At 54.0% G+C, this 26,335-nt stretch carries 32 protein-coding genes; all 32 read left to right on the top strand.

The features are described 5' to 3' along the window. Nucleotides 1-5 precede the first annotated feature (5 nt). The 32 genes from nadB (at nt 6) to G3578_RS14735 (ending at nt 26,059) form a co-directional block, all read left to right on the top strand. Complete coding sequence (gene nadB, locus G3578_RS14890; protein WP_165213751.1) at nt 6-1,628, top strand: L-aspartate oxidase; 1,623 nt, start codon at nt 6-8, stop codon at nt 1,626-1,628. Then, nucleotides 1,618-2,463 carry a carboxylating nicotinate-nucleotide diphosphorylase gene (nadC, locus tag G3578_RS14885; RefSeq protein WP_165213750.1) on the top strand — a complete coding sequence of 282 codons (846 nt, stop codon included), beginning with the start codon at nt 1,618-1,620 and terminating at the stop codon, nt 2,461-2,463. The genes nadB and nadC overlap by 11 nt, the downstream gene beginning before the upstream one ends. Nucleotides 2,464-2,476: 13 nt before the next feature. Further along, nucleotides 2,477-3,241, top strand: coding sequence for a type III pantothenate kinase (locus G3578_RS14880; RefSeq protein WP_165213749.1), 765 nt, complete (start codon nt 2,477-2,479; stop codon nt 3,239-3,241). A 202-nt stretch (nt 3,242-3,443) separates the two neighbouring features. Continuing rightward, nucleotides 3,444-4,562 carry an S-layer homology domain-containing protein gene (locus G3578_RS14875; RefSeq protein WP_165213748.1) on the top strand — a complete coding sequence of 373 codons (1,119 nt, stop codon included), beginning with the start codon at nt 3,444-3,446 and terminating at the stop codon, nt 4,560-4,562. Between the two features lie 117 nt (nt 4,563-4,679). Further along, nucleotides 4,680-5,048, top strand: a complete 369-nt coding sequence (locus tag G3578_RS14870) for a hypothetical protein (protein WP_165213747.1) — start codon at nt 4,680-4,682, stop codon at nt 5,046-5,048. Nucleotides 5,049-5,147: 99 nt separating this feature from the next. Then, nucleotides 5,148-5,891, top strand: a complete 744-nt coding sequence (locus G3578_RS14865; protein ID WP_165213746.1) for an RcpC/CpaB family pilus assembly protein — start codon at nt 5,148-5,150, stop codon at nt 5,889-5,891. Next, nucleotides 5,888-7,264, top strand: a complete 1,377-nt coding sequence (locus G3578_RS14860; RefSeq protein WP_165213745.1) for a CpaE/TadZ family protein — start codon at nt 5,888-5,890, stop codon at nt 7,262-7,264. Before G3578_RS14865 ends, G3578_RS14860 begins: the two co-directional genes overlap by 4 nt. Nucleotides 7,265-7,375: 111 nt before the next feature. After that, the gene (locus G3578_RS14855; protein WP_165213858.1) at nt 7,376-8,761 is read left to right on the top strand and encodes an ATPase, T2SS/T4P/T4SS family; all 1,386 of its coding nucleotides are present in this window, start codon (nt 7,376-7,378) and stop codon (nt 8,759-8,761) included. Between the two features lie 16 nt (nt 8,762-8,777). Continuing rightward, nucleotides 8,778-9,677, top strand: coding sequence for a type II secretion system F family protein (locus tag G3578_RS14850; protein ID WP_165213744.1), 900 nt, complete (start codon nt 8,778-8,780; stop codon nt 9,675-9,677). An 18-nt stretch (nt 9,678-9,695) separates the two neighbouring features. Next, nucleotides 9,696-10,604, top strand: a complete 909-nt coding sequence (locus G3578_RS14845; RefSeq protein ID WP_206529711.1) for a type II secretion system F family protein — start codon at nt 9,696-9,698, stop codon at nt 10,602-10,604. A 70-nt stretch (nt 10,605-10,674) separates the two neighbouring features. Then, the gene (locus G3578_RS14840; protein WP_165213742.1) at nt 10,675-10,857 is read left to right on the top strand and encodes a pilus assembly protein; all 183 of its coding nucleotides are present in this window, start codon (nt 10,675-10,677) and stop codon (nt 10,855-10,857) included. After that, nucleotides 10,854-11,333 (top strand): prepilin peptidase, encoded by a 480-nt coding sequence (locus tag G3578_RS14835; RefSeq protein ID WP_165213741.1) that lies wholly within the window; start codon nt 10,854-10,856, stop codon nt 11,331-11,333. The genes G3578_RS14840 and G3578_RS14835 overlap by 4 nt, the downstream gene beginning before the upstream one ends. A gap of 6 nt (nt 11,334-11,339) precedes the next feature. Beyond that, complete coding sequence (locus G3578_RS14830) at nt 11,340-11,756, top strand: TadE/TadG family type IV pilus assembly protein (protein ID WP_165213740.1); 417 nt, start codon at nt 11,340-11,342, stop codon at nt 11,754-11,756. Further along, a complete protein-coding gene (locus G3578_RS14825) occupies nt 11,753-12,256 on the top strand; it encodes a hypothetical protein (RefSeq protein WP_165213739.1) in 504 nt (167 codons plus the stop codon). Before G3578_RS14830 ends, G3578_RS14825 begins: the two co-directional genes overlap by 4 nt. Nucleotides 12,257-12,364: 108 nt before the next feature. Further along, on the top strand, nt 12,365-12,979 hold the full coding sequence (locus tag G3578_RS14820) for a DUF4046 domain-containing protein (RefSeq protein WP_165213738.1): 615 nt from the start codon (nt 12,365-12,367) through the stop codon (nt 12,977-12,979). A 113-nt stretch (nt 12,980-13,092) separates the two neighbouring features. Continuing rightward, nucleotides 13,093-13,371, top strand: coding sequence for a hypothetical protein (locus G3578_RS14815; RefSeq protein ID WP_165213737.1), 279 nt, complete (start codon nt 13,093-13,095; stop codon nt 13,369-13,371). A gap of 160 nt (nt 13,372-13,531) precedes the next feature. Then, entirely contained in the window at nt 13,532-14,302 is a 771-nt protein-coding gene (locus G3578_RS14810; protein ID WP_241254640.1) for a hypothetical protein, read from the top strand. A gap of 17 nt (nt 14,303-14,319) precedes the next feature. Further along, a complete protein-coding gene (locus tag G3578_RS14805) occupies nt 14,320-15,192 on the top strand; it encodes a P-loop NTPase family protein (protein ID WP_165213736.1) in 873 nt (290 codons plus the stop codon). Between the two features lie 30 nt (nt 15,193-15,222). After that, the gene (locus G3578_RS14800; RefSeq protein WP_165213735.1) at nt 15,223-16,017 is read left to right on the top strand and encodes a CpaB family protein; all 795 of its coding nucleotides are present in this window, start codon (nt 15,223-15,225) and stop codon (nt 16,015-16,017) included. Continuing rightward, complete coding sequence (locus G3578_RS14795) at nt 16,014-17,138, top strand: CpaE/TadZ family protein (RefSeq protein ID WP_165213734.1); 1,125 nt, start codon at nt 16,014-16,016, stop codon at nt 17,136-17,138. The genes G3578_RS14800 and G3578_RS14795 overlap by 4 nt, the downstream gene beginning before the upstream one ends. Then, nucleotides 17,139-18,488 (top strand): ATPase, T2SS/T4P/T4SS family, encoded by a 1,350-nt coding sequence (locus G3578_RS14790; RefSeq protein ID WP_165213733.1) that lies wholly within the window; start codon nt 17,139-17,141, stop codon nt 18,486-18,488. It abuts the gene before it with no gap. Then, complete coding sequence (locus G3578_RS14785) at nt 18,485-19,390, top strand: type II secretion system F family protein (RefSeq protein ID WP_165213732.1); 906 nt, start codon at nt 18,485-18,487, stop codon at nt 19,388-19,390. Before G3578_RS14790 ends, G3578_RS14785 begins: the two co-directional genes overlap by 4 nt. After that, complete coding sequence (locus G3578_RS14780; protein ID WP_346774016.1) at nt 19,387-20,229, top strand: hypothetical protein; 843 nt, start codon at nt 19,387-19,389, stop codon at nt 20,227-20,229. The genes G3578_RS14785 and G3578_RS14780 overlap by 4 nt, the downstream gene beginning before the upstream one ends. A 16-nt stretch (nt 20,230-20,245) precedes the next feature. After that, the gene (locus G3578_RS14775) at nt 20,246-20,401 is read left to right on the top strand and encodes a hypothetical protein (protein ID WP_165213731.1); all 156 of its coding nucleotides are present in this window, start codon (nt 20,246-20,248) and stop codon (nt 20,399-20,401) included. A 32-nt stretch (nt 20,402-20,433) separates the two neighbouring features. Next, on the top strand, nt 20,434-20,637 hold the full coding sequence (locus tag G3578_RS14770; RefSeq protein WP_165213730.1) for a hypothetical protein: 204 nt from the start codon (nt 20,434-20,436) through the stop codon (nt 20,635-20,637). Between the two features lie 177 nt (nt 20,638-20,814). Next, the gene (locus G3578_RS14765) at nt 20,815-21,225 is read left to right on the top strand and encodes a hypothetical protein (RefSeq protein ID WP_165213729.1); all 411 of its coding nucleotides are present in this window, start codon (nt 20,815-20,817) and stop codon (nt 21,223-21,225) included. Nucleotides 21,226-21,228: 3 nt separating this feature from the next. Next, a complete protein-coding gene (locus tag G3578_RS14760; RefSeq protein WP_165213728.1) occupies nt 21,229-21,381 on the top strand; it encodes a hypothetical protein in 153 nt (50 codons plus the stop codon). After that, nucleotides 21,381-21,797 carry a hypothetical protein gene (locus tag G3578_RS14755; protein ID WP_165213727.1) on the top strand — a complete coding sequence of 139 codons (417 nt, stop codon included), beginning with the start codon at nt 21,381-21,383 and terminating at the stop codon, nt 21,795-21,797. Before G3578_RS14760 ends, G3578_RS14755 begins: the two co-directional genes overlap by 1 nt. Before the next feature lie 16 nt (nt 21,798-21,813). Then, nucleotides 21,814-22,410, top strand: a complete 597-nt coding sequence (locus G3578_RS14750) for a hypothetical protein (RefSeq protein ID WP_241254639.1) — start codon at nt 21,814-21,816, stop codon at nt 22,408-22,410. Between the two features lie 294 nt (nt 22,411-22,704). Beyond that, nucleotides 22,705-23,214: a Gmad2 immunoglobulin-like domain-containing protein gene (locus G3578_RS14745; protein ID WP_165213726.1), complete on the top strand. Its 510-nt coding sequence runs from the start codon at nt 22,705-22,707 to the stop codon at nt 23,212-23,214. Nucleotides 23,215-23,604: 390 nt separating this feature from the next. Next, nucleotides 23,605-24,549: a sigma-70 family RNA polymerase sigma factor gene (locus tag G3578_RS14740; protein ID WP_165213725.1), complete on the top strand. Its 945-nt coding sequence runs from the start codon at nt 23,605-23,607 to the stop codon at nt 24,547-24,549. A gap of 946 nt (nt 24,550-25,495) precedes the next feature. Then, nucleotides 25,496-26,059: a hypothetical protein gene (locus G3578_RS14735; protein ID WP_165213724.1), complete on the top strand. Its 564-nt coding sequence runs from the start codon at nt 25,496-25,498 to the stop codon at nt 26,057-26,059. The last annotated feature ends 276 nt before the right edge of the window (nt 26,060-26,335 follow it).

Below are 26,335 nucleotides of genomic sequence, written 5' to 3'. Positions count from 1 at the left end.
TAGCGATGATCCCGCGTTATACGATTGATTTCGATCTGGAAAACCTGCCGCGGCGGAAGACGGATGTGGTCGTGGTGGGAGCCGGGATCGCCGGGCTGTATACGGCGCTGCGGGTCAGCGAATATGCCGAGGTGATCCTGATCAGCAAAAAAAGCCTGGATGACAGCAACACGCGGTGGGCGCAGGGCGGGATCGCCGCCGTTACCCTGAAATCGGATTCGCCTGCGCTGCACCGGCAGGACACGCTGATCGCCGGCGCGGGACTATGCTCGGCCGAAGCGGTGAATGTGCTGGTCCATGAAGGGCCGGAACGGCTGAAGGAACTGATCGCCTATGGCACGCAGTTTGACAAGGATGCGAAGGGGCGCTACGAGCTGACCAAGGAAGGCGCCCACAGCCAGCGGCGCATTCTCCATGCCCAGGGCGACGCGACCGGGGCGGAGATTGTGCGGGCCTTGTCGGAAAGAGTGCGTGAGGCCGCCAACATCACGGTGCTGGAGAATCATTTCGCGATCGATGTGGTGACGCATGAGGGCGAATGCGTGGGCGTCCTGGTACTGAAGCCGGAGGGCGAGGTATTTTTTCTGGAGGCCCGTGCCACCGTGCTGGCAACCGGGGGCGCCGGTCAGCTGTACCGCTATACCACCAATCCGGAGATCGCCACGGCCGACGGGATTGCCATGGCATATCGGGCCGGGGCGGAGATCAAAGATGTGGAGTTTATCCAGTTTCATCCCACCGCGCTCTATTACCCGGGAGCTCCCCGTTTCCTGATCTCCGAAGCCGTGCGCGGCGAGGGGGCGATCCTGCGCAACATCAACGGCGAGCGTTTTATGGAGAAGTACCATCCGTTGAAGGAGCTGGCGCCGCGCGACATCGTGGCCCGGGCCATCGTTTCCGAAATGGAGCGGACCAACTCCTCCTACGTTTATCTGGATATTACCCATGAATCGGAAGAGCTGATCAAGCATCGTTTTCCCAATATTTATCGGGTCTGCCTGCAGTACGGCCTGGACATGGTGACCGACTGGATTCCGGTGTCGCCTGCCTGCCACTACATCATGGGGGGAGTGCGGACGGACCTTTTCGGGGAAACGTCGACCAGGCGTCTGTTTGCCTGCGGCGAGGTCTCCTGCACGGGTGTGCACGGGGCGAACCGGCTGGCGAGCAACTCGCTGTCGGAGGCCGTGGTGTTTGGTCATCGCATCGCGGGCCGGATCAAGGAACTGCCGCCGCTTGACCCGCTGCCGGCGCTCTCTTTCCATGAGCCGAAACGGGCCTCTCGGACGGCCAATACCATCCAGCAGCGGGTAAAGCTGCAAAAGCTGATGCTGCGCCATGTCGGCCTGAAACGGCATGAGCGGGGGCTGTTGAAAGCCAGGGAAGAGATGGAGAAGATGACACGGTATTATTACTATCAGGTTCATGATCGGGAATCGTTCGAATTCTTGAATCTGCTGACCGCCGCGATGCTGACCACGCAAGCCGCCCTGCTGCGGGAAGAAAGCCGGGGCGGTCATTATCGCACCGATTTCCCCAACAAGGACGATTTGATCTGGCGCAAGCACATTATCCAGTCGATTGACTACGGCGTACGGGAGGAGAGTGGCAGCAGCGATGTGGAATAACCGGGAACTCCAGCGCAAGATTGAAGAATGGCTGCAAGAAGATATCGGATTTGGCGACATCACTACCATGAGCACGATTCCGGCAGACGAAGGAGGAGTGGGTATCCTGTACGCCAAGGAGGCCGGGATGATCGCCGGGCTGCCGGTTGCGGGACAGGTGTTTGCCACCGTCGACCCGTCGCTGCGCTTTCAGCCGGCGGTGGAGGAAGGAGCGCTCGTGGAGAAAGGGCAGCGGATCGCCGAAGTATCCGGCTCCGTCCGTTCCATCCTGAGCGGGGAGCGGCTGGCGCTCAATCTGCTGCAGCGCCTCAGCGGCATCGCGACGCGGACCCACGCCTACGTGCAGGCCGTTGCCGGTACCAAGGCGCGGGTGGTCGACACGCGCAAAACCACACCGGGGCTGCGCTTCCTGGAAAAGTACGCGGTTCGGGTCGGCGGCGGGCACAACCATCGTTTTGCCCTCTATGACGCGGTAATGATCAAGGATAACCACATCAAGGGGGCGGGCGGCATCACACAGGCGGTGGCAGCGGCCAGGCGGGCCATTCCCCACACGATGACCATCGAAGTGGAGACCGAGTCGCTCGCGCAGGTGGAGGAAGCGCTGCAGGCCGGCGCCGATATCATCATGCTGGACAACATGCCGTTGGCGATGATGAAGCAGGCGGTCGAGCTGATCGGCGGAAGAGCGGTTGTCGAAGCGTCCGGCGGCGTGACGTTGGAAACGATCCGAGCCATCGCCGAGACGGGGGTGGACGTCATCTCGGTGGGAGCATTGACCCATTCCGTCCGCGCGCTGGATATCAGTCTGGATTTAAATCAACGAAAGAGATAAAGGGGAAACAGCCATGTTATTGGTGATCGACATCGGGAATACCAATATTGTCCTGGGGATGTACGATGGGGAAGAGCTGAAGCACCACTGGCGCGTGGCGACCGACCGCAACAAGACGGAAGACGAGTACGGCATGCTGCTGCAAAGCCTGTTCATGAGCGTCGGGCTGACCTTCGCCCACGTGGAGGGCGTCATCATCTCTTCCGTGGTGCCGCCGCTCAACTTCCCCCTGGAGCGCATGTGTGCCAAATATTTTCACAAAAAGCCGCTGGTGGTGGGGCCGGGAATCAAGACGGGACTGAACATTAAAGCGGATTTTCCCCGCGAGGTAGGGGCCGACCGGATCGTCAATGCGGTGGCGGCGATCCATTATTACGGCACGCCGCTGATCGTGGTCGATTTCGGCACCGCGACGACCTTCTGTTACATTGATGAGTTGGGCCAGTATTGGGGAGGGGCAATTGCGCCGGGGATCGGGATCTCCACCGAAGCCCTGGTCAGCCGCGCCGCCAAGCTGCCGCGCATCGAGATCGCCAAACCGCCCAGCGTGGTGGGAAAAAACACGATCACCGCGATGCAGTCCGGCATCTACTACGGGTTTGTCGGTCAGGTCGAAGGGATTGTCAGCCGGATGATGGCCGAGCAGAAAACGAAGCCGAAAGTGGTGGCGACCGGGGGACTCGCCACGCTCATCGCCAACGAGACAGCCTGCATTGATGTCGTCGACCCCAACCTGACCTTGAAGGGGCTGCGGCTCATCTACGAGAGAAACAAATAGGAACGGGCAGAAAAAAGCCGCAGCGGTTGATGAAGCTGCGGCTTATTGTATCAACAAAGACCGTCGATGGTTCCCGCTTGCTCTCTTGAAGACCAGCGAAGAGGTTGGCCGTGTCCGCTGCGGCAGCATTCCGGGGTATAAACCGGCCCACCCTGCTCATAGATTGATCAATGGATCATAAAAATCCTTTGGGAGGGGTAACATGCTTCGAAAACTGGCCCTGGCCGTTCTCATGCTCTTGACCGCGGCATCGACGGTCCAGGTGAACCATGCGGAAGCCGCTACTTACCGCGATCTGGAAGGGCATTGGTCAAAAGAGACGGTGGCGTTTCTGTCCAAACTGGGGATATATTGGCACGTTAAAGGCAGCTTTCAACCCGACGCGCCGATATCGCGCGGGGAAGCGCTCGCCCTGTTAAACCGGATTGTGGAAGCTGCCTATGGCCGCTTGGGGGACCCGTATGCCAAGACGCAGGCCGATTATCGCTACCCGATGGCAGGAGAGATCCGGGGGCTTGTCGGCAACATCAACACGCTGTACTACATTTATCAGCACCGCTACAGCGATGTGACACCCGGCCACGACATGCTGTATTACCTGCATCTGTCGGCAACGGGCAAAAAGATGAGGGACATCAAACCGTATCGGGCCAACTGGTGGCTGTCCAGCAATCATCTGAACCAGCCGTTGACCCGTGAAGAGGCGAGCATGCTGTTCTTCCACGTTTTGTCGCCTCAAATCGCCAAGAAATCGGGGTTCACGGAGGCGGATGCCAAGGACCGCTTTACCCAGATTTACCAATGGAAAGTAAACAGTGTCTATATCGATACCCCGACTCCCTTTGCCACCCTGATCAAGGGGTATCATATTCTGGAAGGATCAGGAAGAATCTTTTGGCCGTACGCCAAGGTGACCCGGGCGCAGTTTGCCCTGATGCTGAAACGGCTGTACGATACATACGCGCTCGAGAAGAACCAGCTTTTCAACGGATCGATGGAGAGCCAGATCGAGGCTGCCAACACCTATCTGACTGCGGTCAGCTACGCCTGGGAGAAACGGAACCTGAAAGAGATGGCGCGTTACTTCAGCCCGGATGTGCTGAAAAAGATCGGCACCCTGCCGAAGATCCCGCTGCATGATTACGCCGGGGTGCTGAAGATCAGCGATGAAGATTCCAACCATTTGTCCATCCAGGTGAGCGGCACCTATCATTCCTATCTGTACGGCGATTATGAAGTTGACTACCAGCTCAAGAAAAATCCCCAGGCAAACAATCCGTATGAATGGCAGGTAACGGCGGTATCCGTGAGACAGCCATAAGCGGGCACGCGGCCAATTGAAGGTTGAACTGGAAATCATTGTCGTGCTATAGTGGCGATAGCGCGAAGGCCCGGGGAAGCCCGGGCGGCTTTTCTGGGAGAAGGAAGGGAACAACCGATGGAGAAAAAATTGGTGAAATGTGCGGTCTACAGCTTCATCGTCGGGCTTGTGCTGATGATCATCTTCGTGCCTCGCACCACCGCATACGAAAACGGCATGGGCATGTATACTACCGTCACCATGCCTTATGCCGATTATTTCTTCATGATCGTCCGTTATGCCTTGATCTTCGCCTCGATCTGTGTGCTTGTTCTCTTCACGGTGGAAGTGAACAAGCGGCGGGAACAGCCCGATCCATTCCTCCGCTTCCTGGTCCAGTGGGTGATTGAACCGATCCAGTCCTTCTTTGTTGGATTTTTCGGGGTTATCGTCGTTGGATGTTTTTGCGTGATCGTTATCGCCATCTTGGATTGGCTTATCTTCTGAGAAACCCTCAATGCCTCCGCTGCAGCGGAGGCATTTTTTTTGTCCCTTCCTCCTCCGCTAAGCTGGTGGGAAAACAGCAGACGCGAGGAGGTGTTTGCCATGCCGCTCAAAATTCCGGCCATCCACCCGCTCCGTTTGGTGGCCGGTGTGCTGCTGGCAGCGGTGGTGGCGTATAGCACGTATCCCATTTTCAAGCCGGCCGTTTACCCGTACGTGAAGCTGCGGGAGGGGGTGGTGATCGAAGGCGGTGCCCTGCTGAAGGAGGAGCATATCGAGAAAGCGGTCATTACGCTCGGCAGCGTCTTCGCCAGAGAAGAGGCGCCCATCCCCGGCCTGATCTCCTGGGCGGACGCCCCGGCGTACCTGGGCCACCCGCTGTCTCATCGGGTGAGCGGTGGCCTCCCCCTTTTCATCAGCGATATCGATCGCCAGGGAGAGGCAGGGTTGGATCAGGGCCTGGCCGGTGCGCAAACAGGGATGAGCATACCGGTGGATGATATTGTGGGGGTCACCCCGTACTTGACGGTCGGGGATCGCGTCCATGTCTTTGCTTCCTTCGAGGATGACGAGGGGGCGCACACCGGTCTGCTGCTGCGCGAGATGCCGGTGATTTACCTGCAGCGCGAAATGGAAGGAGAGACGCCCCATTTGACCGCGGTGACCATCGCCCTGACGGAGAAGGAAGCGGTGCTGCTTACCCATGCGCTGCATTACGGCAAGATCCGCTTGGGAAAAGCGGCGGGCGCCGACGGCAAAGGTCAGGGGATAGGAGACGCGGCGTTTGCGGCCGCTTTGATGAAGACGCAAAAACGCTGGAGCGAGGGAAGAGAGGAAGAGCGATGAAGGAGATGAAAAAACTGTTCATCCTGGAAGAGGACCAGCTGGCTGCAGCGGAACTGAAACAGCGGCTGGCATCCAGCCAGTGGATCAAGGTGTGCGGGGAGGCTTCCGGCATGGAAGGGGTGTGGAGCACCATTCAGGCCGCCCAGCCGGACATCGTGCTGATCGGGAGTGTCAAAAGTGCGGAGATCGGTGTGCTCTGCCAGCAGATTCGCCTCTGCTTTCCGCACATCGCGTTTATCGCCGCGTGCTCCGCGCGGGAACTGCATTGGGAACCGTTTTTTCGCAATTTGGGCATTTGGGTGCTGACGAAACCGGTGGATGTGGCCCAATTGGAGATGGTGGCCGGACAGGCGGGGATGACGCCATTCGGCCCGCCGTTTCACCAGCCGCCGTTTTCGCCTGCGTTCGCCGTTGCGGAGGCGAGGCAGGAGAAGCCGTATCCCGTTCGCTCCCCTGAGGAGAAGCGGCTGATCACGATATACGGCCCCAAGGGCGGGGTGGGCAAGACATTCCTGTCCCGTGAGCTGGCGGTTTATTTTGCCGGACAGAAAAAAGAGGGCCGCCCGTTAAACGTTCTCGCGGTCGACTTCAACCTGGATCTGGGGACGATCGCCACGTCGCTCAACCTGCCGCGTTCGCCCAATCTGTACACATGGGTGCAGGCGATTGACGAACAGCTGAATGAACTGGCGGTGAGGGAAGGGCGTGATCCGGCGACCGTCACCCACGAAGAGTGGCAGGAATACAGCATGGCGGTCAGGCTCTCCCCGCAGGATGTGTCCAAATACGTGGTGGTCCATCAGGAGACCAGTCTGCACGTCCTGACGTCGCCGCGCGATATCCGGCAGAGCTTCGAGATCAAGGATTATCACCTGTACATCATGCTGGAGACGTTGAAGCAGAGCCATTACGATATCGTGCTGATCGATACGGCTCCCGACACGACCGATGCGACGATCCAGGCGCTCTTTTTTGCCCAGCGCGTCGTGATGGTGGGGAATCCCGTGGTCGATGCGATCGAAAACATCCAGCGCATGCTGAAGCTGCTACGGGAAGCCGAATACCCGGAAGAGCGGATTCACATCTGCCTCAACCGGCTGCAGCGCCGGGAGATGTTTACGGTGGAAGAGATACGCGGGTACTTTCAGCTTCATCCGAGCAGGACGTTATATACCATCCCGGATGATCCGGAAGTGAAGCGCTCCATCAATACGGGGGTGCCGCTCATGCTCTATCCCGGGCGTTCGGCAGCGAAAGAGGCGATCGAAACGCTGGGGAAGGTGCTGGGGCCAAGCTTTGTCGGCGAATCCGCAGCGGCGGTCCAGACGGCAAGCAAGAAGCGGTCTTCCTGGTTACGCTGGCTGCGCAAATGAGAAAGGTGGGGAGAAAACGTGACGTTTGATCGAAAAAGTTTACTTGGGTTGAACTCATCAGCCAAAACCAAGCATGCCGATCTCCGCGCTGCTCCCCTAAGAAGCGGGTCCATGCAGCAGGCGCAGCCTGATCCCGCGCCGGTCCAACAAGCGAGGCTGATTACGGCCGAGGCGGAAGCAAACGTAAAGATGCTGATCGTGGAAAAGCACGGGAAACGATTGTGGGAAGAAAAAGAGAATCCTGCCTATTTGGCCGAACTGGCTCACGATATTCGCCTCCTGCTGGAAAGGAACGCCCCCTTGTCCAGCAGCCAGCTGGATCTGGAGGTGGACAGGCTGCTGCATGCGTTGATCGGCTGGGGGCCGCTCGATGCGCTGCTTGATGATCCCGATATCACCGAGATCCTGTTTCACCGGTACGATTACCTGGTGATCGAGCGCAAGAGCACCGGCCGCTTGGAACCGGCGGCCGTACAGGTCTTTTCCGAAGAGGATGAACTGCTGCGGGTGATTGAACATATCGCCGCTTCCATGGGGAGGGAATTCAATGAGACGAAGGCGGAACTGAATACGCAGCTGCCGGACGGCTCGCGGATTGCCGCCACCCATCGCGCCATCTCTCCGGACGGCCACATGCTGACGATCCGCAAACACCGCGATCTGCTTACCGAAAAAGAGTATCTCCAGTACGGCTCCATCTGCGAACCCATGCTGCAGTTCCTGAAATGGGCAGTCGGCCTGTCCCGCGCGTCAGGCATTGTGAGCGGCGGCACCGGATCGGGGAAAACCCACATGCTGAACCTGATCTCCCACTTTATCCCCCCGCATCTAAGCATCATCACCATCGAGGATGTTCTGGAGATGAAGCTGCAGCATCCCTATGTGCGCCGTTTTCTCGCCAAACCGGCCAATCACGAAGGAAAAGGCGGTTTTTCCATTCGCGATTGCGTCCGTCTGTCCCTGCGCAAGCGGCCTGATGTAATCATCGTGGGAGAGACGCGCGGCGGCGAGATTATTGACATCCTTTGGGCGATGAACACCGACCACCCCGGCAGCTGGAGCACCGCCCACGCCAATTCACCGCGCGCCCTGATCGACTCTACGCTGCCGATCCTGTTTGGCAAAGCGGACGAGACTTACGGCAGCGGCGAGCGGAATCTGATGATCGGGTCGGCGCTGGATCTGATCGTCCAGGTGAAACGGTTTGAAGAAGACGGCAGCCGGAAAGTGGTTGCGATCACGGAGGTGGTGGGGACGGGGGAATCGCACGAGGAACAGATTCGCCGTTCCTGCAACGTCAAGCAGGTGATCCCCGGCCGCGTGTATCTCCAGGATATCTATGTCTATGAACCCACGGGCACATTGAACGGGAAGGTGGTCGGTCAATTCAAGTGGACGGGCTACAAGCCCGAAAGGTTTATCCGCACCTGGCTGGCCAAGGGGGTAAAGCAGGAGGAGATCGACCGCATCTTCTTTGCCGAACCCATCCGGATGTAGGAAAGAAGGAATCGGGATGCAAGAGACGATTATCGGATTGATTCTCGCGTCGATCGTCGGCTTTTCAGTGGCGGTACTGCTTCTGCCTGCCGCTGCGGTGCAATCGCCCAGGGTGGAGGAGCAGTCGCATCTGGTCATCAGCCAGCTGCGCAGGGAACGGCTTTCTCCCTTGGATCGACTGGAGAGAAGACTGGAGCGGGCGGGGGTTGGCTTGACGGCCCTCCATTATGTGCTGATGAGCGCGTTTGCGGGATTCCTCGCCTATTTGCTCTGTGCGTACATTCTGCAGTCGTGGTGGCTGGCCGTCCCCGCTTGGTGCGGGGGAGTGCTTCTTACCGAGCGGATCGTCCAACAACTGATCATCAAGAACAAGGATCGCTTTGAACAAGAGAACATCAAAGCGATCCGGATCATGGCGAGCGCCATGCGCACCTCCCCCTCGTATCTGCACGCGTTTGAACAGGCGGCGGCAAGCCCGTTCGTTGATAGAATCGTGGCCCGGGAGTATGAGAGAACAGTGGAGCTGCTGCGGGGACAGGTGCCGATCGAAACCGTCATGAATGAATTTCAACAGCGCACCGATTCGGAGGATATTGCATATCTGGCCACCATCATACAGGTGCAAAGGGAGCTGGGCGGCGACATGGGGCGGACGCTGGAAATGGCCGCCCTGTCCATTCTGCGCAGACGGCAGATGCAGCGCAGGCAGCGGGCGGTGATGTCGCAGCTGCTGGCGCAGGTCAATCTGCTCAGCCTCATGCCGTTTGTGTTTGTGATTTCCCTGCTGATCAACAACCCGCATCATTTTGATCCGCTCACCGCCACGTTGGGCGGCAGGGTAACCCTCCTGGGGGCGCTCCTCGCCATTTTGGCGGGCGGTGAGGTGATCAGGCGAGCAGCCCTGTCTCACAAGTAACGGTACGAGGTGATACGGATGCTGATGTCCATTGCTTTGGGCGTCGCCGTTTTTCTGCTGGTTCTCCCGGCCTGCTTCGCGCCTGGATCGGGAGGAACTGATCGTGCGGCATTGTTTGAAAGGATTGACGTTGAGCAGCATGACCGTTTTGAAGCCTCTTTTCTACAGAAAAAGCGTCATTGGCCGGGCCTCGCCCGACTGCGGAATGATCAGGACCTTGTCCAGAAGCTGGCGGGATACGTCGGCCTGGATGTGCCCAGGACAGCCGCCATGCTCGCCCGTCTGCGCCTGGACATCTCCGTGGAAGAAATCCTGCTGGCAAGAATCGCGGCAGGATGTTTGCTTGGGATGGCCGTCCTCTGCACACTCCTTTTCGGCAGAATGAGCGGTGGCATCACGATCCAACTGGCACCGGTGCTGATCGCGCTGGCGTTGTTCCTTCTCCCCACCGTCCTGCTGGAGAAGGCGGATAAGCGGGCGGTTGATGAAATCCGGCGGCAGGTGCCGGTTTTTTTTGGCATCGTGGTAGCGCTGGTGGAGGCGGGGCTGCCGATCCATACGGCCATACGTTCCGCAGCGAGGCGTTACGAAGGGAGGCTCGGGCGGGAGATCGCGCTGCTGGAAGTGGAGGAAAGAAAATACGGCAACTGGCGAAAGGCGCTGGAAGAGTTGGCTTATCGCTGGGAGGTGGATGGGCTGGTCTCGATTGCGCTTGAAATCAACGGTGCTCTGACCAAAGGGGTTAGCATCGCGGGCCCGTTGGCCGCGCAGGTGGAGGAACTGCTGAAGCAGCTGGAAGACGAAGCGGCGGATCGGATGAACAGGCTGAGTGTGCGTCTGCTGCCGCTGTTGATTGTATTCATGGGCGTGCCCCTGCTGTTTCTGGTCATCGGCCCGGCATTCATCGGGATTGGCAAGGCGTTGTAGGAAAAGTTTCTTTGCAGAGGGCGCTGTCTTTTGAAAAAGTGAAGGTAAGAAGCGAAAAGGAGGGATTTGAATGGGCGCTGTAGCGAATTATCTGAAACGTTTTGTCAGGGAAGAAGACGGTGTGACGATTGTGGAGATGGTGATTATCGTGGCGGTGATTCTGATTTTGATCATTCCGGCATTGGCTGACCTGGGAACGGCGGAAGATGAAAAACTGAAAGATCTCAGGCAGAAACTGGACAAGAACGGATGACACAAGCCGCTGTCTTTTTCTTGCTTGGAAGTGCGGCCTTCCTGGATTGGAAGGCGCGGCGGATTCCCAATCTGCTTGTGTTTTCCTTCATGCTGGCGGGATTTCTTTGGCAGTTGTCGCGCGGGCAGGGGATCGCGTCGCTGGGGGGCGTTGGCTTCGCATGGGCGATCACCTTCCTTCCGGTGCTGATGAATGGCATGGGCATGGGCGACCAGAAGCTGTTGATGGCATTCGGCGCATGGACAAGCTGGGGGGAAGTGTACGAGGCGGTCGTATGGTCATTGCTCAGCTGTCTGGTTGTGCTTGCCTGTTCGCCTCAGACCTGGAGACGGCTGGCTGACAACATGGTTCGGCTCGCTGCGGGGTGGATCGCCCACCACACGCTGTGGTTCCCTTCCCGGCAAGAGTCGGCCTTGTCGCTGCCCTATGCCGTTCATTTGTTGATCGGCTATGGGCTGATTACGCTGTCGAGGTGAGCGGTCATGACGGACTGGCGCAGGCTGTGGAGGGAAGAAACAGGGAGTCAGGTGCTGGAGTTTATCTTGACATTCCCGCTGGTGTGGGTGCTGCTGGTGTTTGCGTTTGACCAGTTTACCATCATGTACAACAAGCAGCGGGTGCTGTCGGCCGCCTTTGAAGCCGGAAGAATCGCTTCGGTCCAGCCCAATTTCGGCCTGGCCTCCTACCATGGCGAAGAGCATGGCATGGCGGAACTGGAACAGGGGATGGCGGTCGAGCGGGGAGAGATCGAGATTCTTCCGCAGGGAAGGTGGAAAAAGGGGAACCATTTCGAAGTGAAGGCAACCCTTTCCTTCCGGCTTCCCGCAACGGGCGAGCGGTATGAGCTGAGCGAATCCTATTTCATGATGGTCGAGAATGCGGGGGACGATGATCGATGAGAGGATGTCTGCTCCGGGAACGCGTTCGGGGGGAAGAGGATGGCACCGCCACGCTTCATTCGCTCTATTTCATGCTGTGCCTGGCGGGAATGATTTCGCTGCTGCTGCTGATCGGCCAAGTGGGATATTTGCAGATGAAAACCCAGCAAACCGCCGATTTGATCACCAAAGGGGCCCGAGCGGCGGGCGCATGGGTCCATGTTGATCCGGAATCGGGTGAAGTGACCAAAAGATTGTTTGCGACCAAACAGGAAGCCCGGCGTTACGATGCCGACATTATCCGGGGGGCAAGGGAAGAAGCCGAAATTTTGTACGAGCTGAATGAACCCGGCTTGCAAAAGGATGTCGAGACAATTGTCGCAGAGCATCAAAAGGGGGAGCGGAAATCTCTGTACCGGCAGGGAATCTACCACCTGCGGCTGCAGGTCGAGAGCAACGTCCCGCTTTTTTGGGAGATGATCGAGCTGCTTTTGGAGCGGGTGTCCCAGTCGGAGGTATGAATGCCGCTTGATGCGGCCGCTTGCAGGGCATTTGAACCATTATTTTTGTCCCAGCCCAGCGTGTTAGGGTAACAGTAAATTCACGCTGTGGGACGGGAGGAATAGCAGATGCCCTCAACCATTCTGGAGCGGTACAAGCGCATATTAAGCGGCAAGCAAAAAAGATTCTCCCCCTATGAATTTGAAGATGTGCAGTACCGCAAGCAAAAAATACAAATGGTGATCCGATATGCCATTGAACATGTAAAACGGTGGACCCCCGAGCAGGCCAGGGCGGAGCTCAATTTGCAGGATGTCAAAGCGCTGAAGCTCCATCTTGTCCGAGAATATATCGAACCGCCGATTGAGGCGAAGCCGGAAGATGTTTATTATCTCGTGGAGTATGCCTACCCGTATCTGCCCCGGTATTCGGAGAAGGAAAAAGTCCTGTGGGTCTACGGGGAGGTGCTGGAAGGGAAGAGAAGGCATTTCCCCGCCCATTATTTCCAAAGCGTCAAAGGGGAAGAGCGGGCCAAGATTTGCTTTGACTACATGTGCAAAGAGCTGCTGAAGATTCAGGATATCCGCGAGATACCGGCCATCTTTAAGAAAACGGATACCGCGTATGCGATTCTGCGCAAATACAAGCTGAAGATTCTTGTGGATACTTTGTTTTTCTCGCCGTATGACCTGGTGACCGAAATATACCCGGAATTGGCTGAGCCGCATTTATGGGAGGAATAGCGCTATAAAAAAATTTGCGCGCGCCTCTGTCTTTTTCTACGGTTAAGGTAGTTTCAAATGCTTATAAGCAATTGAAACGGCCGTTAAATTGGTGAGAAAAGGAGGAGTTGCGCATGGCAACAATTAAGGCTCACCAAGAACAGTCCACGCATGTGGAGGTGCTTTTGGACCGGCGGGTTCGCTACCAGAAGCACAAACCGGGCGCACATCTCTCGTTGGAGAGAATGCCCCAGGGGGTCTTCCGGATTGATTCCATCAATCAGTTTGGAAGCCGGATCAGCATAAACGGCGGAGCGATCGTCATGGAGGCTGCTCCAACCGTCGTTGAGCGCAGGGGAAGAATCGCCCTGCTCCTCCCAACCGGGGAAGAACTCTACTTCTACGTAGAGTAACTTTTCCGGCCATGTCCGCCTGGTACCGTTGGGTGCCGGCGGACTTTACCCCTTACTGTATAAAAATTACAAATATAACAAAAAAAGTTTGACGCCGATATAGACATGTAGCAAAATGGCGATATATGTATAAATCTGTAAAAACAGGAGGGTATTTGGAATGTTGCTTGCGCAAAGCTCTTTCGAATTGGTGACACGCTGCTACGAACATGTCAACAGGCTGCTGGACAAAGAGGAATTGAAAAAAGCCTTTGTTTCCTTTGTCTTTGAAACGTATCAGGAAGAGGTTGTTGCCAGCTACGGCCTCGATGCCTTTCACGAACATCTGGAAAGCATTAAATTAACCAACTGCCGAAAAGATTTTGATACCGCCGTGGAGGATTGGTACTTGCTTCATATCGGCAACGAGCGCGAGTCTGCCTGCTTTCACGACATCTTGTTCTCTCTGGTCAGAGAGGCGATCGTCACCTACCATTCCGGTTCACGGGAGGAGTTGATTCGCGATGTAACCAAACTGCTCACGTCACCGACCGGCTTTGTTGCGAAATGGAAGAACGAACTGCAGCGGTCCATGCAGTCGTATTACCAGTATCTGATGAAACTGGGCATTCGCACGTATGCCGATATCGAATCGCTGGTAGACGCGTGGCTGATTGAATATCCCAATGCTTTCGACAAGACGCAGCAGCGGCTTTTCGCCAAACCCAGCAGACGCGGCAGGCCCAATAACGCAGAGCTTACCCTGCTGCTTGAAAAAGTTCACGAATGGAAGCCCAACCTGACCCCGCAAGAAAAAGAGAGAATCCGCAAGATCTACTACTACCACCGAAAATCCCTGACAACACTCGACATGATTGAAAAGTTTAAGAACTATGTCCAGATGAAATCTGCTGCAAGCATCGAAGAAGAAACAAACCAGTGGGCCAATTAAACGCAGGCGGGAACAAGATGTTTGATCAGGTCAGGAAGTTTGTTACCACCTTCCGGGAACTGGAGAAGCAGGAGCGCCCGCTTACGGGTGAGGAAGAAGCCCGGCGGAAACGACTGCGGCAAATCCTGGCATCTCCCCAGCCGCAGGAATCCCTCCATCAGCAGACACCCAGGCGCGTATTGGCCATCGCCAGCTTTTACCCGCAGGCAGGAGCAAGCTTTATTGCCAGCAATCTTGCATGTTATCAAGCCGCCAACCAGATAGAAACCACTCTGTGCGAAATGCCCGATGGCGAACCGTATTACTACTTTTCCCTTGACAGTGAAGCGAGAGGGAAAGCCGAAGCGGGGGGCGAGGAAGGCATTGTGGAAAAAGCTGTCTATCTTCAGGACGGGTATCTAAGGGTGAAGGCAATCTCCCCTTTTCCAAGGCTCACCCCGACACATCCCCGGATAGCCAGCTGGTTTTTGGCAAACAGCAAACATGCATCGATGCTGATTATCGACCTGTCGTCCCATATCCAGCGGGAAACAGCGGCGTGGCTGGCGGACCTTGCCGACGAAGTATGGGTCGTATGCGATTCCGATATCCCGCGATTGGCGAGAACGATCCTGACACAGGATGCGCCTGGTTGGTGGAGCAAGCATTTTCAAAAAATCAGACTGATTGCCAATAAGTGGGATACGGCCTTTGCGAGGTCAAGCGTGATCAAGAGACTGGAAGGAACCATTTCCTTGTGGCATCAGGAGCAGCAGATCAAACCCATTGAGCTGTTTGTTCCCCAGATCTCCTCTGAAAAAGTGATCGGCGCACAGATCAACAGCAAGTTTCTGTTGGAAATGTATCCGGAAGAGGGTGAAGTGTTTGCCCGACTGGCCGCCCTCAGATGAAGACCACTATGACATGCAAGGAAGGATGTTATGAAGAAGCGGACGCTCATCATCATCAGCCTCATTTCGTTTCTATTGGCCTTATTCAGTTTCTATGCGGCGACCAGATACATAGACTCCCTGGCGCATGAAAAGCTGTTTGCCCCTGTTGTGAAAGTGGCGGACGGCAGGGAAATCCAGCCGTTTGAGCCCATCACCACGGAGGATGTGGTACTTGTCAACGAGGAGGCGGATGAAATCCTGCCCGATGCCGTCACGTCGCTGGAAGGCGTGGTCGGAAAACGGAGTGTCCAGCCCATCTTTGCGGGGGAACAAGTATTAAAACAAAAATTGGACGATGGGCATCTGCTTCCGGAAAAGGGAAAAGCACGGTATGAGTTCCCCATTACGGACATGATGCCTGTGACAGAGTTGAGAAAAGGGGACTATGTCAAGGTATGGGTACGATACCGTTCCCCCACAGAGCTTGCGAACATGCCGCCTCCTTCCTACTTCACACGCACGAACGCATCTGCTGAACTGCTCTTTGAAAGCCAATTGGCGACCGTCAAAGACAACAACGGTATTGAGATTTACACGATCAAGCCCAGCGTGATTCCTGACGGCCGACAGATAGGGGATACGCTGTTTCACGGATCGGAAGCCAGGAAATATACGGATGCGGAGCGGCGCTATCGCGACTACCGGGCTCAGCCGTCATCCTTGCCGGCATACCTGGGATTTAATCTGACCGACCAGCAGTACCGGATGCTCTCGGAGGCGATGCAGTACGGCACGATCCAAATCGGTCACATCATGGTTTCCAAGGAAGGTGGCACGTCATGAAAGTCATCGTATGTTATCCGATGAAGTCGTTGGTTCCCTTGTTCATGCCGGCAGGCTGCGAAGTGCTGGCAGCGGAGAATGAGAGCGAGTGCTTTCAACAGCTTCAGCTCTTCCCTCTGGAAGCGGCGGTTCTTTTCTCGGAATCTTTTGCCATGCCCATCTGGGAGTGGGTGCCGAAATTACGGTCCCAATTGGCCGGAGAGGTTCCGATGCTGATCGTTCCTCTGCATAAAGATGAGCCGTTTATCGCCAGGATCATCGAAGAGATGAATCTGCCCAACATCTATTTGCTGCCCGCCAATCAAGGTTACAGCGAGTTATCCGGCAGAATCGGCCGGATCTTGGGCATGGAAGATGCCGTTCCCGACTGGTCGGACAAGCGTGAAGCTTCAGGGAGCGTTTACGCGCTGTTGGGTTACGGAGCGGCAGGGATCACGACGTTCTGCGTCAATTATCCGGTACTGCTGGCCAAGCAGCATCCCGATAAACGCGTGGCGGTTATCGATATGAACGTGGAAAAGCCGGATTTGACCCAGTATTTTGGGCTGCAGGAGCATCAGTTATCCATGTTTCGTCCCGACCTCATTCATACAGCTGTTGCGGAAAGACGGAATTGGCTGGGGGCGTTCAAGCGGAGCGAGTCACTGCATAACCTGTTTTACTCCTCCGCCACAAGCAGATGGAAAAGTTATGAGATTTCAACGCTTTTGCGGATATTGAGAAGGAATTTTGACTACACCTATCTGGACTGGGGCTATTGTTTTCCGGAAACGGAGGCGCTGCAGACGCTTTTGCTGGAGGTTGACCATCCTATCTTTTTTGTCAGAGCAGATCCGTTCAGCATCGACAGCGCACATAGGTGGATACGCAAATGGCAGCAGACAAAGGTTTCCCCGCAGCTTCTGGTCAGCCATTTTGACGGCGCACAGATGAGCGCCCGCAGAATCAAGGAGGGAGTACCTGTTTACGGAATTGTGCCGCGTATTTCCGACAACCGTGTTTTTCAATCGCATCAGAGCAGGAGCATACTGGTGGAGGAGATGTTTCCGCCCAGAACCTACGTCAACAGTTTGCGGGCGATCGCGGAAGCGGAACGAAGGCGGGAGGAGGCGGCGATCTAAATGAAAAGAGCGGCATACCCGCTGCCAATCGGAGAGCTGCATGACCCGGATGCACTTAAGCAGGCCGCCCGCGATTATCTCAACAACTATGGGAGCAGCCGGGAAGAACGTCTGGAAATGCAGCGCATCCTGACGCTGGCAGAACAGGGAGACAAAGAGAGTCATCGGGCAATCATCCTGCGGCTGCAGCATTATTTTGAAGAAGTGTTGAGAAGGCCCGTCACCGAAAAGATCTTGCCCCATGTAAACGCGTATGAAGGCTTGACCTATGCCACTTACGGATGGGGGATTCTCGATGTTGTCCTTCAGCTGTCACCGTGGGTCGAAGAGGTGCGAATATCCGCCGACAAGCCGGTAAGCTATCTGGAACAGGGAAAAAAGAAATTTTTGCCTTACCGCCCCACGCTGAAAGAAGTGGAAATCTTGCAGCAAAAACTGACCAACGCGGCAGGTTTGACCTTCAATGAAAAAAAGCCCCGGCTCAGCGGGTATCTGGACAGCTTGAAAGCAAGGCTGACGATGTTTACGTTTCCCTATTCCCGCGTTCCGACCATCATTGTCCGAAGGTTTACCACCGTTTCCTTCTCGCTCGACGATTTGCGCCGGCAGCCATTGCCCGCGTTCGATGAAAAAGTGCAGCTTCTCATCGAACAGCAGGTGTACGGCAGAGGCAACGTGTTGGTGATCGGGCCGATGGCAGCAGGGAAAACAACGCTGATGATCTGCATGTTAAAGCTGAAAAACCCGGAAACCGAATACATCACGATATACGAAAGCGAGCACGAAATGCGGTTTGGCGACATTTGGCCGGGGGAAGTGATTGAACTGCAAAATGTGGAGGAGATCGGCATTGAACTCGCACACTGTTTTAAGGATTTGTATCGAACGACGGCCAATACGATTTTGATCGGAGAAATCAGGGAACCGATTGAAGCTTACCATTTCATCAACGCCGGGATAAGGGGCACGGATGCTACCATTGGCGCCCTGCATGAAAGGTTTCCTCACCAGGCTCTCAACGATTTGACCGATCTGGTTTATCAATACGGCGGCCGCAGCATTGAGCTGACCCAAGAGAGAATCAGCAGAGCGGTTAACTTTGTCAATTCGCTCAAATTCCGCAATAACGGGCACCGCTTTATCGACGCGATTCATGTGACCGAGTGGAATGCTTTGATGCAGAGAGCAGAATCGGTTCCGCTAGTCCACAAGAACCTGGCAACCGGTGAATATGAGTGGACGGGAAAGCATTTGTCTGGGGAGTTGGTGGAGTATATGTGCGGCATGGGACATGCTGATTTGGGCGTATTAAAAGCGTTAGGGCTGACGGACATAGGGAGACAGCTATGAGCTATTATCTGTTGTTTCCCATGGCGCTGTGCCTGTTCCTCACCTTCTTCTTTTGGGGAACCATTTTGATACGCATGAGGCTGGAGCCAAAGGTCTTCTATCCGAAGACAGTGGCAATCCTGCGGAAAAAGCTGCTGGCGGACAAAAATGGTCGCTATGTGTATGGCCGTTACGAGACCTGGTGCAGTGTGGTGGGCAGCAAGCTGTCGCCGGAAGGATACTTTCTCCTCTCCTTTCTTGGATCTTTTGTGGGTTTCTGGTTCGGCATTTTCATCGGTAACATCGCAGCCTCCTTCTCCTTGTTTCTGTTGATGCTGCTTGCTCCAAGCCTGCTGTTATATGCCCGCTATACGGTCAGAGTCAACAAGATGATCAAGTCGTTTTGCCATTTTGTCGATTTGTTCTCGCGTTACTACAGCGGAAGGGGGAGTATTGTCCTGGCATTCCGCGAAATGGTGGAGGAGTGCCCCAAAGAGCTGCTGCCTGAGCTGCTCTTGCTAAACAACAAACTGGCGGATGGCGGAGACCCTGTTCAGGCAGTGGAATCGTTTGCGGAGAGACTGAACCATCACTGGGCCCATGATTTTTCCACCTATATCGCGAGCGGATTGGAGGGAGAAACGGCAGACATTCAGTCATCGCTAAACCGCTTAACCAATGAGATGTTTGTCCAGCAGGATGAAAAAGAGGAACGAAACAGTGAGATTTATTCCATCTGGATCAGTCTGATCATCGTGATCGTGATCTGTGTCTTGCTGATTCCCTATAACCAGTCGCTTCTGAAAGAATCTTACCGTCTGTACTTTTTTACCGCGGATGGGCAGTCTATTCTTTCCGTCGCCATAACGGTATGGTGTCTCTCCATCTTGCTTGCCTTTATCTGGGGAAGGAGGCACGGATGATGGCCGATGCACTGATGAATCTGCTGCTGGGGATTGGAGCCGTGGGGGTGTTTCTGACAAGCTATACAACGGCTGTTTATCTGTTAAAGCGGCCGAAAAGAAGGCTGTTGCTCTCGGATTCCTTTTGGCGCTTCTGGACGAAAGCGGTGGGAAAGGAAGAAGAGGAGGAGTGGGATCACCTGCTGCGGAAAGCGGGACGTCCATTCGGGTGGGGGAAGGCGGAATGGACGTTCTTGCAGTGGCTGTTTGGAGGCAGTTTGCTCTTCATCATCGTTTTATGGACATTGTTTCGGGGGAACGGTACGTTTCCGTATCTCACGTTCTGCATTGTACCCAGCCTGGGTTACTGGCTTCCTCACCTGCTGTTAAAGGGATGGGCCGGGTACAGGGAAGAGCTGCTCAGTACCGATATCGCCCGCTTTACCAACCGATACCTCAACCTGCTGGAAAATCAGGTGCCGCCGTATACGGCTTTGGTAAAGGCTGCGCGTCCGACACGCTTGCTGAAGCAATACATCCCCTCCCTGTCCGAATGGAACAAAGATCGCTTCGCGGCATTGGAGGCATTCAAGCGTCAGTTGGGTGTCGACGATGGCATCATGCTGGTTTCCAACCTGCGCACGATTGAACAATTGTCCGCGCATCAGATGTCGCTGACCATGCAGCGGCTTGAATGGGCCGTCGATAACCGAAGGGAGTTTCGGCACCGCAAGAAGATCAAGTCGCTGGGGATTGGATACAGCGTGATAGTTTATCCGGCGTTTTATATCGGGTTGATTGTGGCGATGTTTCCGTGGTACAAGCTGCTGACGGAATTGTTGAGCAAATATCTGTTGTAGAAAGGGGGGACGGTCCGTGAGCAAACTGTTTTCCATCCTTCTCTGCCTCGTCTTTACGCTGGGGATTCTGGTTGCCAGCATGGCGGAAATCAACAAAGCTGTTATGAAAGAAGGCGGACTTAGGGAGAAAAGCGTCAGCTGGATCGATAAGGCGATACCGTCAACCAATTAACAATTCATACCAAAAGAAACGGAGTGGTTTACATGTCAAAAATGTTTTTTATCTTTCTTGCATGCGTCATGGTTTTGGGAATTGGGGTCAGCAGTTACGGCAATGAGCTAAGCCCGGCTGCCAACCAAACAGCCGAGCACATCAACGATTCGGTTTCCTCTCTCAATTACGACACAGCCAACGAGCAGATAAGGTTTACGATGCAAAACGGCAATACGTATACCAGCTCGAATTAACGCATGCTTCAGAACATAACCTTGTTGATGATCGCTGCCATGGTTTGTCTGTTGTGTACGGTTTTTTGGGAAAAGAACCCGGTGGATTCCCTGAAAAATGTGCAGGAAATGCGCATACAAAAGGCAGCCGTACGAACCTTTCATTAACCGCGGGATTTTCGCGGGTAGGAGAAGACGATGCTGAAGTTGAAGGTTTTTCTCCTTTGTCTGTCGGTGATTATCATCCTCTTCTCGGGGGTGATGTGCATGGAATTGTATGCGCTGGAGCGGGGGATTGCCCGCGGCGTATACACGGATGTGATGGATGACATGCAGGACATTGGGTATTTGCACAGCGGCCTTGCCGATTATTATCGGGAAGAAATGAACGGGATGGGCTGGGAGAGTGTGAACAGCGACTATTTTGATGGTTCCTGGCCGCTGGAGGAAGGGCAAAGAGCAAGGAAAGAGAGAAACGAGATGGTCAGGCTCACGCTCACCATCCGTCCGTCCCGTATGTCGCAGTGGATCAATTGGTTTGTCACGGGGGAGACCGTATTTCGTTTTACGGGCAGTCGGCCGTCAGAATATTTTGATCCGGGGTGGTAATCGTTGACCAAGGTAATTTCCGTGTTGGCGTTGATCGTCATCGTCGTCCCCATGTCCTATGTGCTCCTGCTGGACGGGCCGGATAGCATTCTGGGCGCATGCACCAGATTTTTCAACAAACTGTTTGCGGAAGCGATCCGCTTTGGGACAAACTGATGGGCCAACTGCTCGCTACCATTATGAACGTCATGGTGCTGCTCATGGTACCGCTGGGAGTTCTGCAGGCGCATGTTGTGCTCCAGATGAAAAGCGAACTGCTGGAGATAAGTATGGCGGCGACAAAATACGTAACCAACCACGGCGGCAAAAATGACGCAGAGGTGGTGAATCAGCTTCGGCAGTTTATTCATCAGGAGCTGGCGGAAAAGTCGTACCGACTGGATGAAAACGATATTCGGATTGAAGTCGCCCGCACGAAAGCCGCTGATCCGATCCTGTGGAGTCACGAGGACGAATTTCGGCTGCGGCTGAGCATTCCCTATCCACAGCTGACCGCCCTGTTTCCCGATTGGCCGCAGCTGCTGGACGTAGAGCGGACGGGAACCATCAACGTCATGGATTACGATTTGTGAAGAAAGGAAAAACCGGATGGGTATCAACGTGTTATCCATATCGACGCTGCTCTTTCTCCTGCTGGTGGGGCTCATGGTTGTCGACGCTGATGTGGCGATGCTGAAAAAGGCGGAAATGAAAACGTTGATCGAACTGGCGAATCATCATGCGACGTTCTCGATTGATCAGGCGTTAAAAACGGAAGGGATCATCGAGATGGTGCAGCCGGAGGCGATGGATCGGTTTGCCGTACGGATGGCAGAGAACGGCAGCTACAGCAGACAGGGGGACAGGTATCTCCCGTCTTCGACAAGCGTCACGACGGATCCCGTCTTCATCGCCAATTATTATGTTTCCTTTCAGGACTGGCGGAAGGACATCCGGTTATCCTTGCGATTCAACGGGAATGCGCTGTTGATCGAGGAAGCAGATACCGGTGCGGAAGAGCGGCCGACTGGCGGAGAACTGCAGGTTGCGGTTACGACGGAAAAGGGTCAGCTCCTGCGCATTGCACCCAAGAAGATGATAGGACCGTCCAACGTTGTCGTCGCTTACGTCCATGAACGGCCGCTGGTGCCGCTGCTTCCCGCCCATTCCTTTCCCGTCGTAAGCGTGGAAGAGCTCAAATGGTAACCCCTATAAGGACGATTTTCCCTGCATGCACAAGATGGAATCCGGCTTATCACGCGAAATCCTGCATGCACAAGATGGAATCCGGCCTCCCCACGTTGAAATCCTGCATGCTGAGCGGATCACCCGGGCTGTGGATCGTCGAGCATATCCAAATCCCCTGCGATTGGGAACAGGTACCCGCCCTGGCGCGGCCGCGCAATCGAGAGGGTTGGGCGCATGCCCTGCTGTGGGGATTCGCCTGGAAACATTCTCGCGTCCAGCTCCGTCAAAGAGGAAAAGGATGGAGGGATCACGATGCGCCAACCTCTGTTTGTCCTGTTCCTGATTGGCAGCCTGTTTCTCCTCGGCGGCTGCGGGACCCGCACAGCCGAACCGCCCGCCGCAGTGCCCGCCCCCACCACGGAAGCGCCGCCACCTCCTGCTGCATCTCCAGCGGCCGAAGCCCCGGCGGCTCCGCCATCCCAACAGCCGGACCCCGCACCAGCCCAGGAGCCGGCGGAAGCGTACCACAATGAGATTTTTCAACACGTGACCGTCACCAAGATCAAGGCCGATACCTATGAAGTCAAAGGTCAGGCCAAGGTTTTTGAAGCGGTTGTGAATTATGTCGTCGAGGACGGCCATAACGAGTTGGTCAAAGGGCATGTGCAGGCCTCCCAGGGGGCCCCGGCATGGGGGGACTTCTCCTTTACCCTCCACGTAAAAAAAGAACGGCCCAACTCTACGCTGATGCTGATCCTGTTTGAAACCAGCGCCAAGGACGGCCGCCGCCATCTGGAGATGCCGATCCCGCTGCCCGACTGACCGCTTCGACAAGATTCAAGCGCCAGAACCGCCTGATTTCGACACCATTTGCACGTGTCCGGGCGGTTTTTTTAGTATATCGGAATGTTTAGGTGCTTTAAAGTTATAAAGCGAGGGGGAGAGGCTGGGGGCCCCCGCCGACAACAGCGTTCGCTTAAGTCGGCGGGGTTTTCTTATATTCTCGTACATGTGCCACAACGGCTCCGCCCTCGCCCAAGGCTCGGCGCTCGCCGAATTTTTAAATGGAAACACGTGATTTCCATTCCTTTCTTGTATTGCCAATATTAATTTCCATAAATATTCTGTAAATGTGAAGGAATCGGGCAAACATTGTCGAAAATACGCTTTAGTAACTGAATACCCTATTCTCCGAAGAAGTGAGGGTTGCACATGACTGTCAGTCACTCCACTTTCCAGGCGAGCCCCCGTCGCTGGCGGGAAGTTGAAAAGCAATTGGGGATCGTGGTCCCGAAGTCGCTGCGCCGGGACACATCCGCTTTGTTGTTTCTGGAAGACGTCGCTGCAACACCCATGTTGGATAAGGAAGAAGAGATGGAATGCCTGATCCGCTATCAGCGTTTCGGTGATATGCAGGCCCGGGAAAAGCTGGTCCGCGCCTATCTCCGTTACGTTGTCAGCACGGCCCTTCGCCATCTGAAGAAAGGCATGCCGTTTCTCGATTTGATACAGGAAGGTACAATCGGCTTGTTTACCGCTATCGATAAATTTGATGTGAATCGCGGAGTCCGTTTGTACCATTACTCCCACTGGTGGATCTCCCAGGCGATTACGCGGGCGATCAACGACAAGGGCAATCTCATCCGCATCCCTGTTCACATGCATGAGCAGATTCGCCAGTACCAGAAGCGGGTCATGCAGCTGGCCCATCGCTTGAATCGTTATCCCGAGCGTCATGAAATCGCCGAATATCTGGGGATTTCGCCGGAAAAGGTGGAAGCGATCGAGTACGCTCTGACCATCAAGCTGGAGTCGATTGATGACGACTTTATCGGAGAGCCGCGGGAAGCGGAGAGCGACGACGAGCTGCTCAGCTACGCGGAGATTGTGGATGATGGAGAGGCCCTTCTCGATGATTGGATCGAAAAGGTGGATCTGCGCGCACAGGTAAAAGCGGCCCTTGGCCGGCTCAACCCTCGGGCCCAGGAGATCATCGCGATGCGCTATGGCCTGTATGACGATCAGATCTATACGCTGGAGGAGGTGGGCCGGATGTTTGGCCTTACCCGCGAGCGGATCCGGCAGATTGAAGCCACGACCATCGATCGGCTGCGCAAACAGAAAGGTTCCCGCGCGCTCAAGGAATATTTGTCCTGACATGAAGACGCCCGTACGTCTATGCTGACGTCCGGGCTTTATTGGCATATAGGAATTTATACATTTTGCCCTTCTGCATAAGTGGTCGGCTAAACGAAACGCCTGTTGCGTTGCCGACAATCCTCACGTCTTATGCTTCGCAACTAAGGCTCCTCCAAAAAGCTTGGCGGAGTCTTAGTTGCTTCCTCGATAAACAGCGACTCCCCGTTTAATTCCAAGGATAACGAGTTGTCCTTCCGCCATCCGCACATCAAACCGATCCATCGCCTCCAGTTGCAATCAAGGTATCTAATTATTTCCGAGAGCATGTACCAATTTACTCATTTTTTAGGTATAGTGTATAGTTTGTTTGCAAGAATTGCTCATTTAAGTATTTTTGAAACTGTAATCGTTTTTGAAGACTTTTGAATTGGTATGTAAATTCATATATCCAATTTTTATTGGATAATATTTTAAATTATTCAAAACATAATATACAATTAACATATATTGTATAATTTGAGAAAAAGGAGATGGTATTTGTGGCTTTTTATCGTAGAAAGGCTTACTCACAGCAGGTTTAGTTGCTCTATCTATTCCATTAGGAGCATTTGCAAATTATACAGGTGTAGATGCAGAAGCAAGATTATCTTTTACTGACTACAGTTCAGGTGAGTACAAAGCAATAGCTAGAACTGATGCAGAAGCTTTTGGTAGTCAAGGTTTTTCTGAGCAACTATATGTTGATGTACAACTTTACAAAGATCTTGATTATTATGATTCAAATAACAAGCTTTCAGACAACGATTCCGATTATGTAATCGTCAGAAGTGATTATGAAGCCGATTCTGACGTTTATTGGGAGTGTTACTCCTACGCTGCTACTGTAGATGTTGACACTTGGGAATTTACACATGAAGACTATGATGATACCTATGCATTCTATAAATAATAAGGAGGTAATAAAATGGGTTTTAATAAATATTGGTATCCTACTATTGCTGGTATAGTGGCTCTTGTTTTTGTAATCGCCTCTAATTCTAATAACGTATTATTAGCAAAAAACAATTCGAAATTTTCTTCGAATGAAGCCGAGGCAGCATATAAGGAATATGCTGAGAAAAAACTTGATGAAACTTTTTCAATAATCACATCAGATATTTCTGATTCATTTAACATTAATGAATCCGATTATAAAATCTTTAGAATTACAGAGTTTAAAAGAGAAAATACCAATTTTTCCACAGATGAATACGCAAAATTCCGATTAGCTCTATCTCAAAATGTTTTTAATGGCAAGGACAAAAAAATCCAAAAAGGCGATTTTATGCCTGCAATCTACCTTAAGAAAGACGGTTCTCAAATATTAGTTGCATTCAAATCTAAAGAAGGGAAAAATTACTTGTACGTTTTTAATAAGATAGAAAATGATTGGAGAGTAGACGAAATCAAGGAAAAAAACGGTAAGAAAGTGGAAAAGGTAAAATTACTAAAACCCGAAGAATTTGAGGCAAAAAACTTTTCTAAATAAGCTAAATAAGAATCGAGTAGAAGGGTGACTTGCCCCCGCGTTTGTTCTTTCCATTATACGTATCGTTCGGTCTATGGCGGATTATCAAGCATTGACGTGACAATATCTCTGCCCAAACTCATAAGCCCTTGGTATTGCTAGTAGGCAATACCAAGGGTTTTTTAATGTACAGAGATTTAGATTAACCGTCATAAACCATTAAGAGTATTTGCTTTGTAGCGTGGAAGACCGATCGAACGGGGGTAGCGGTAACGCGTTCGTATTCCCACCCATTGT

The organism is Brevibacillus sp. SYP-B805, assembly GCF_011059135.1.
Lineage (GTDB): Bacteria > Bacillota > Bacilli > Brevibacillales > Brevibacillaceae > Brevibacillus_F.
The sequence above is the reverse complement of the archived record's forward strand: the minus strand, read 5'-3'. Positions and strand labels throughout refer to the sequence as shown.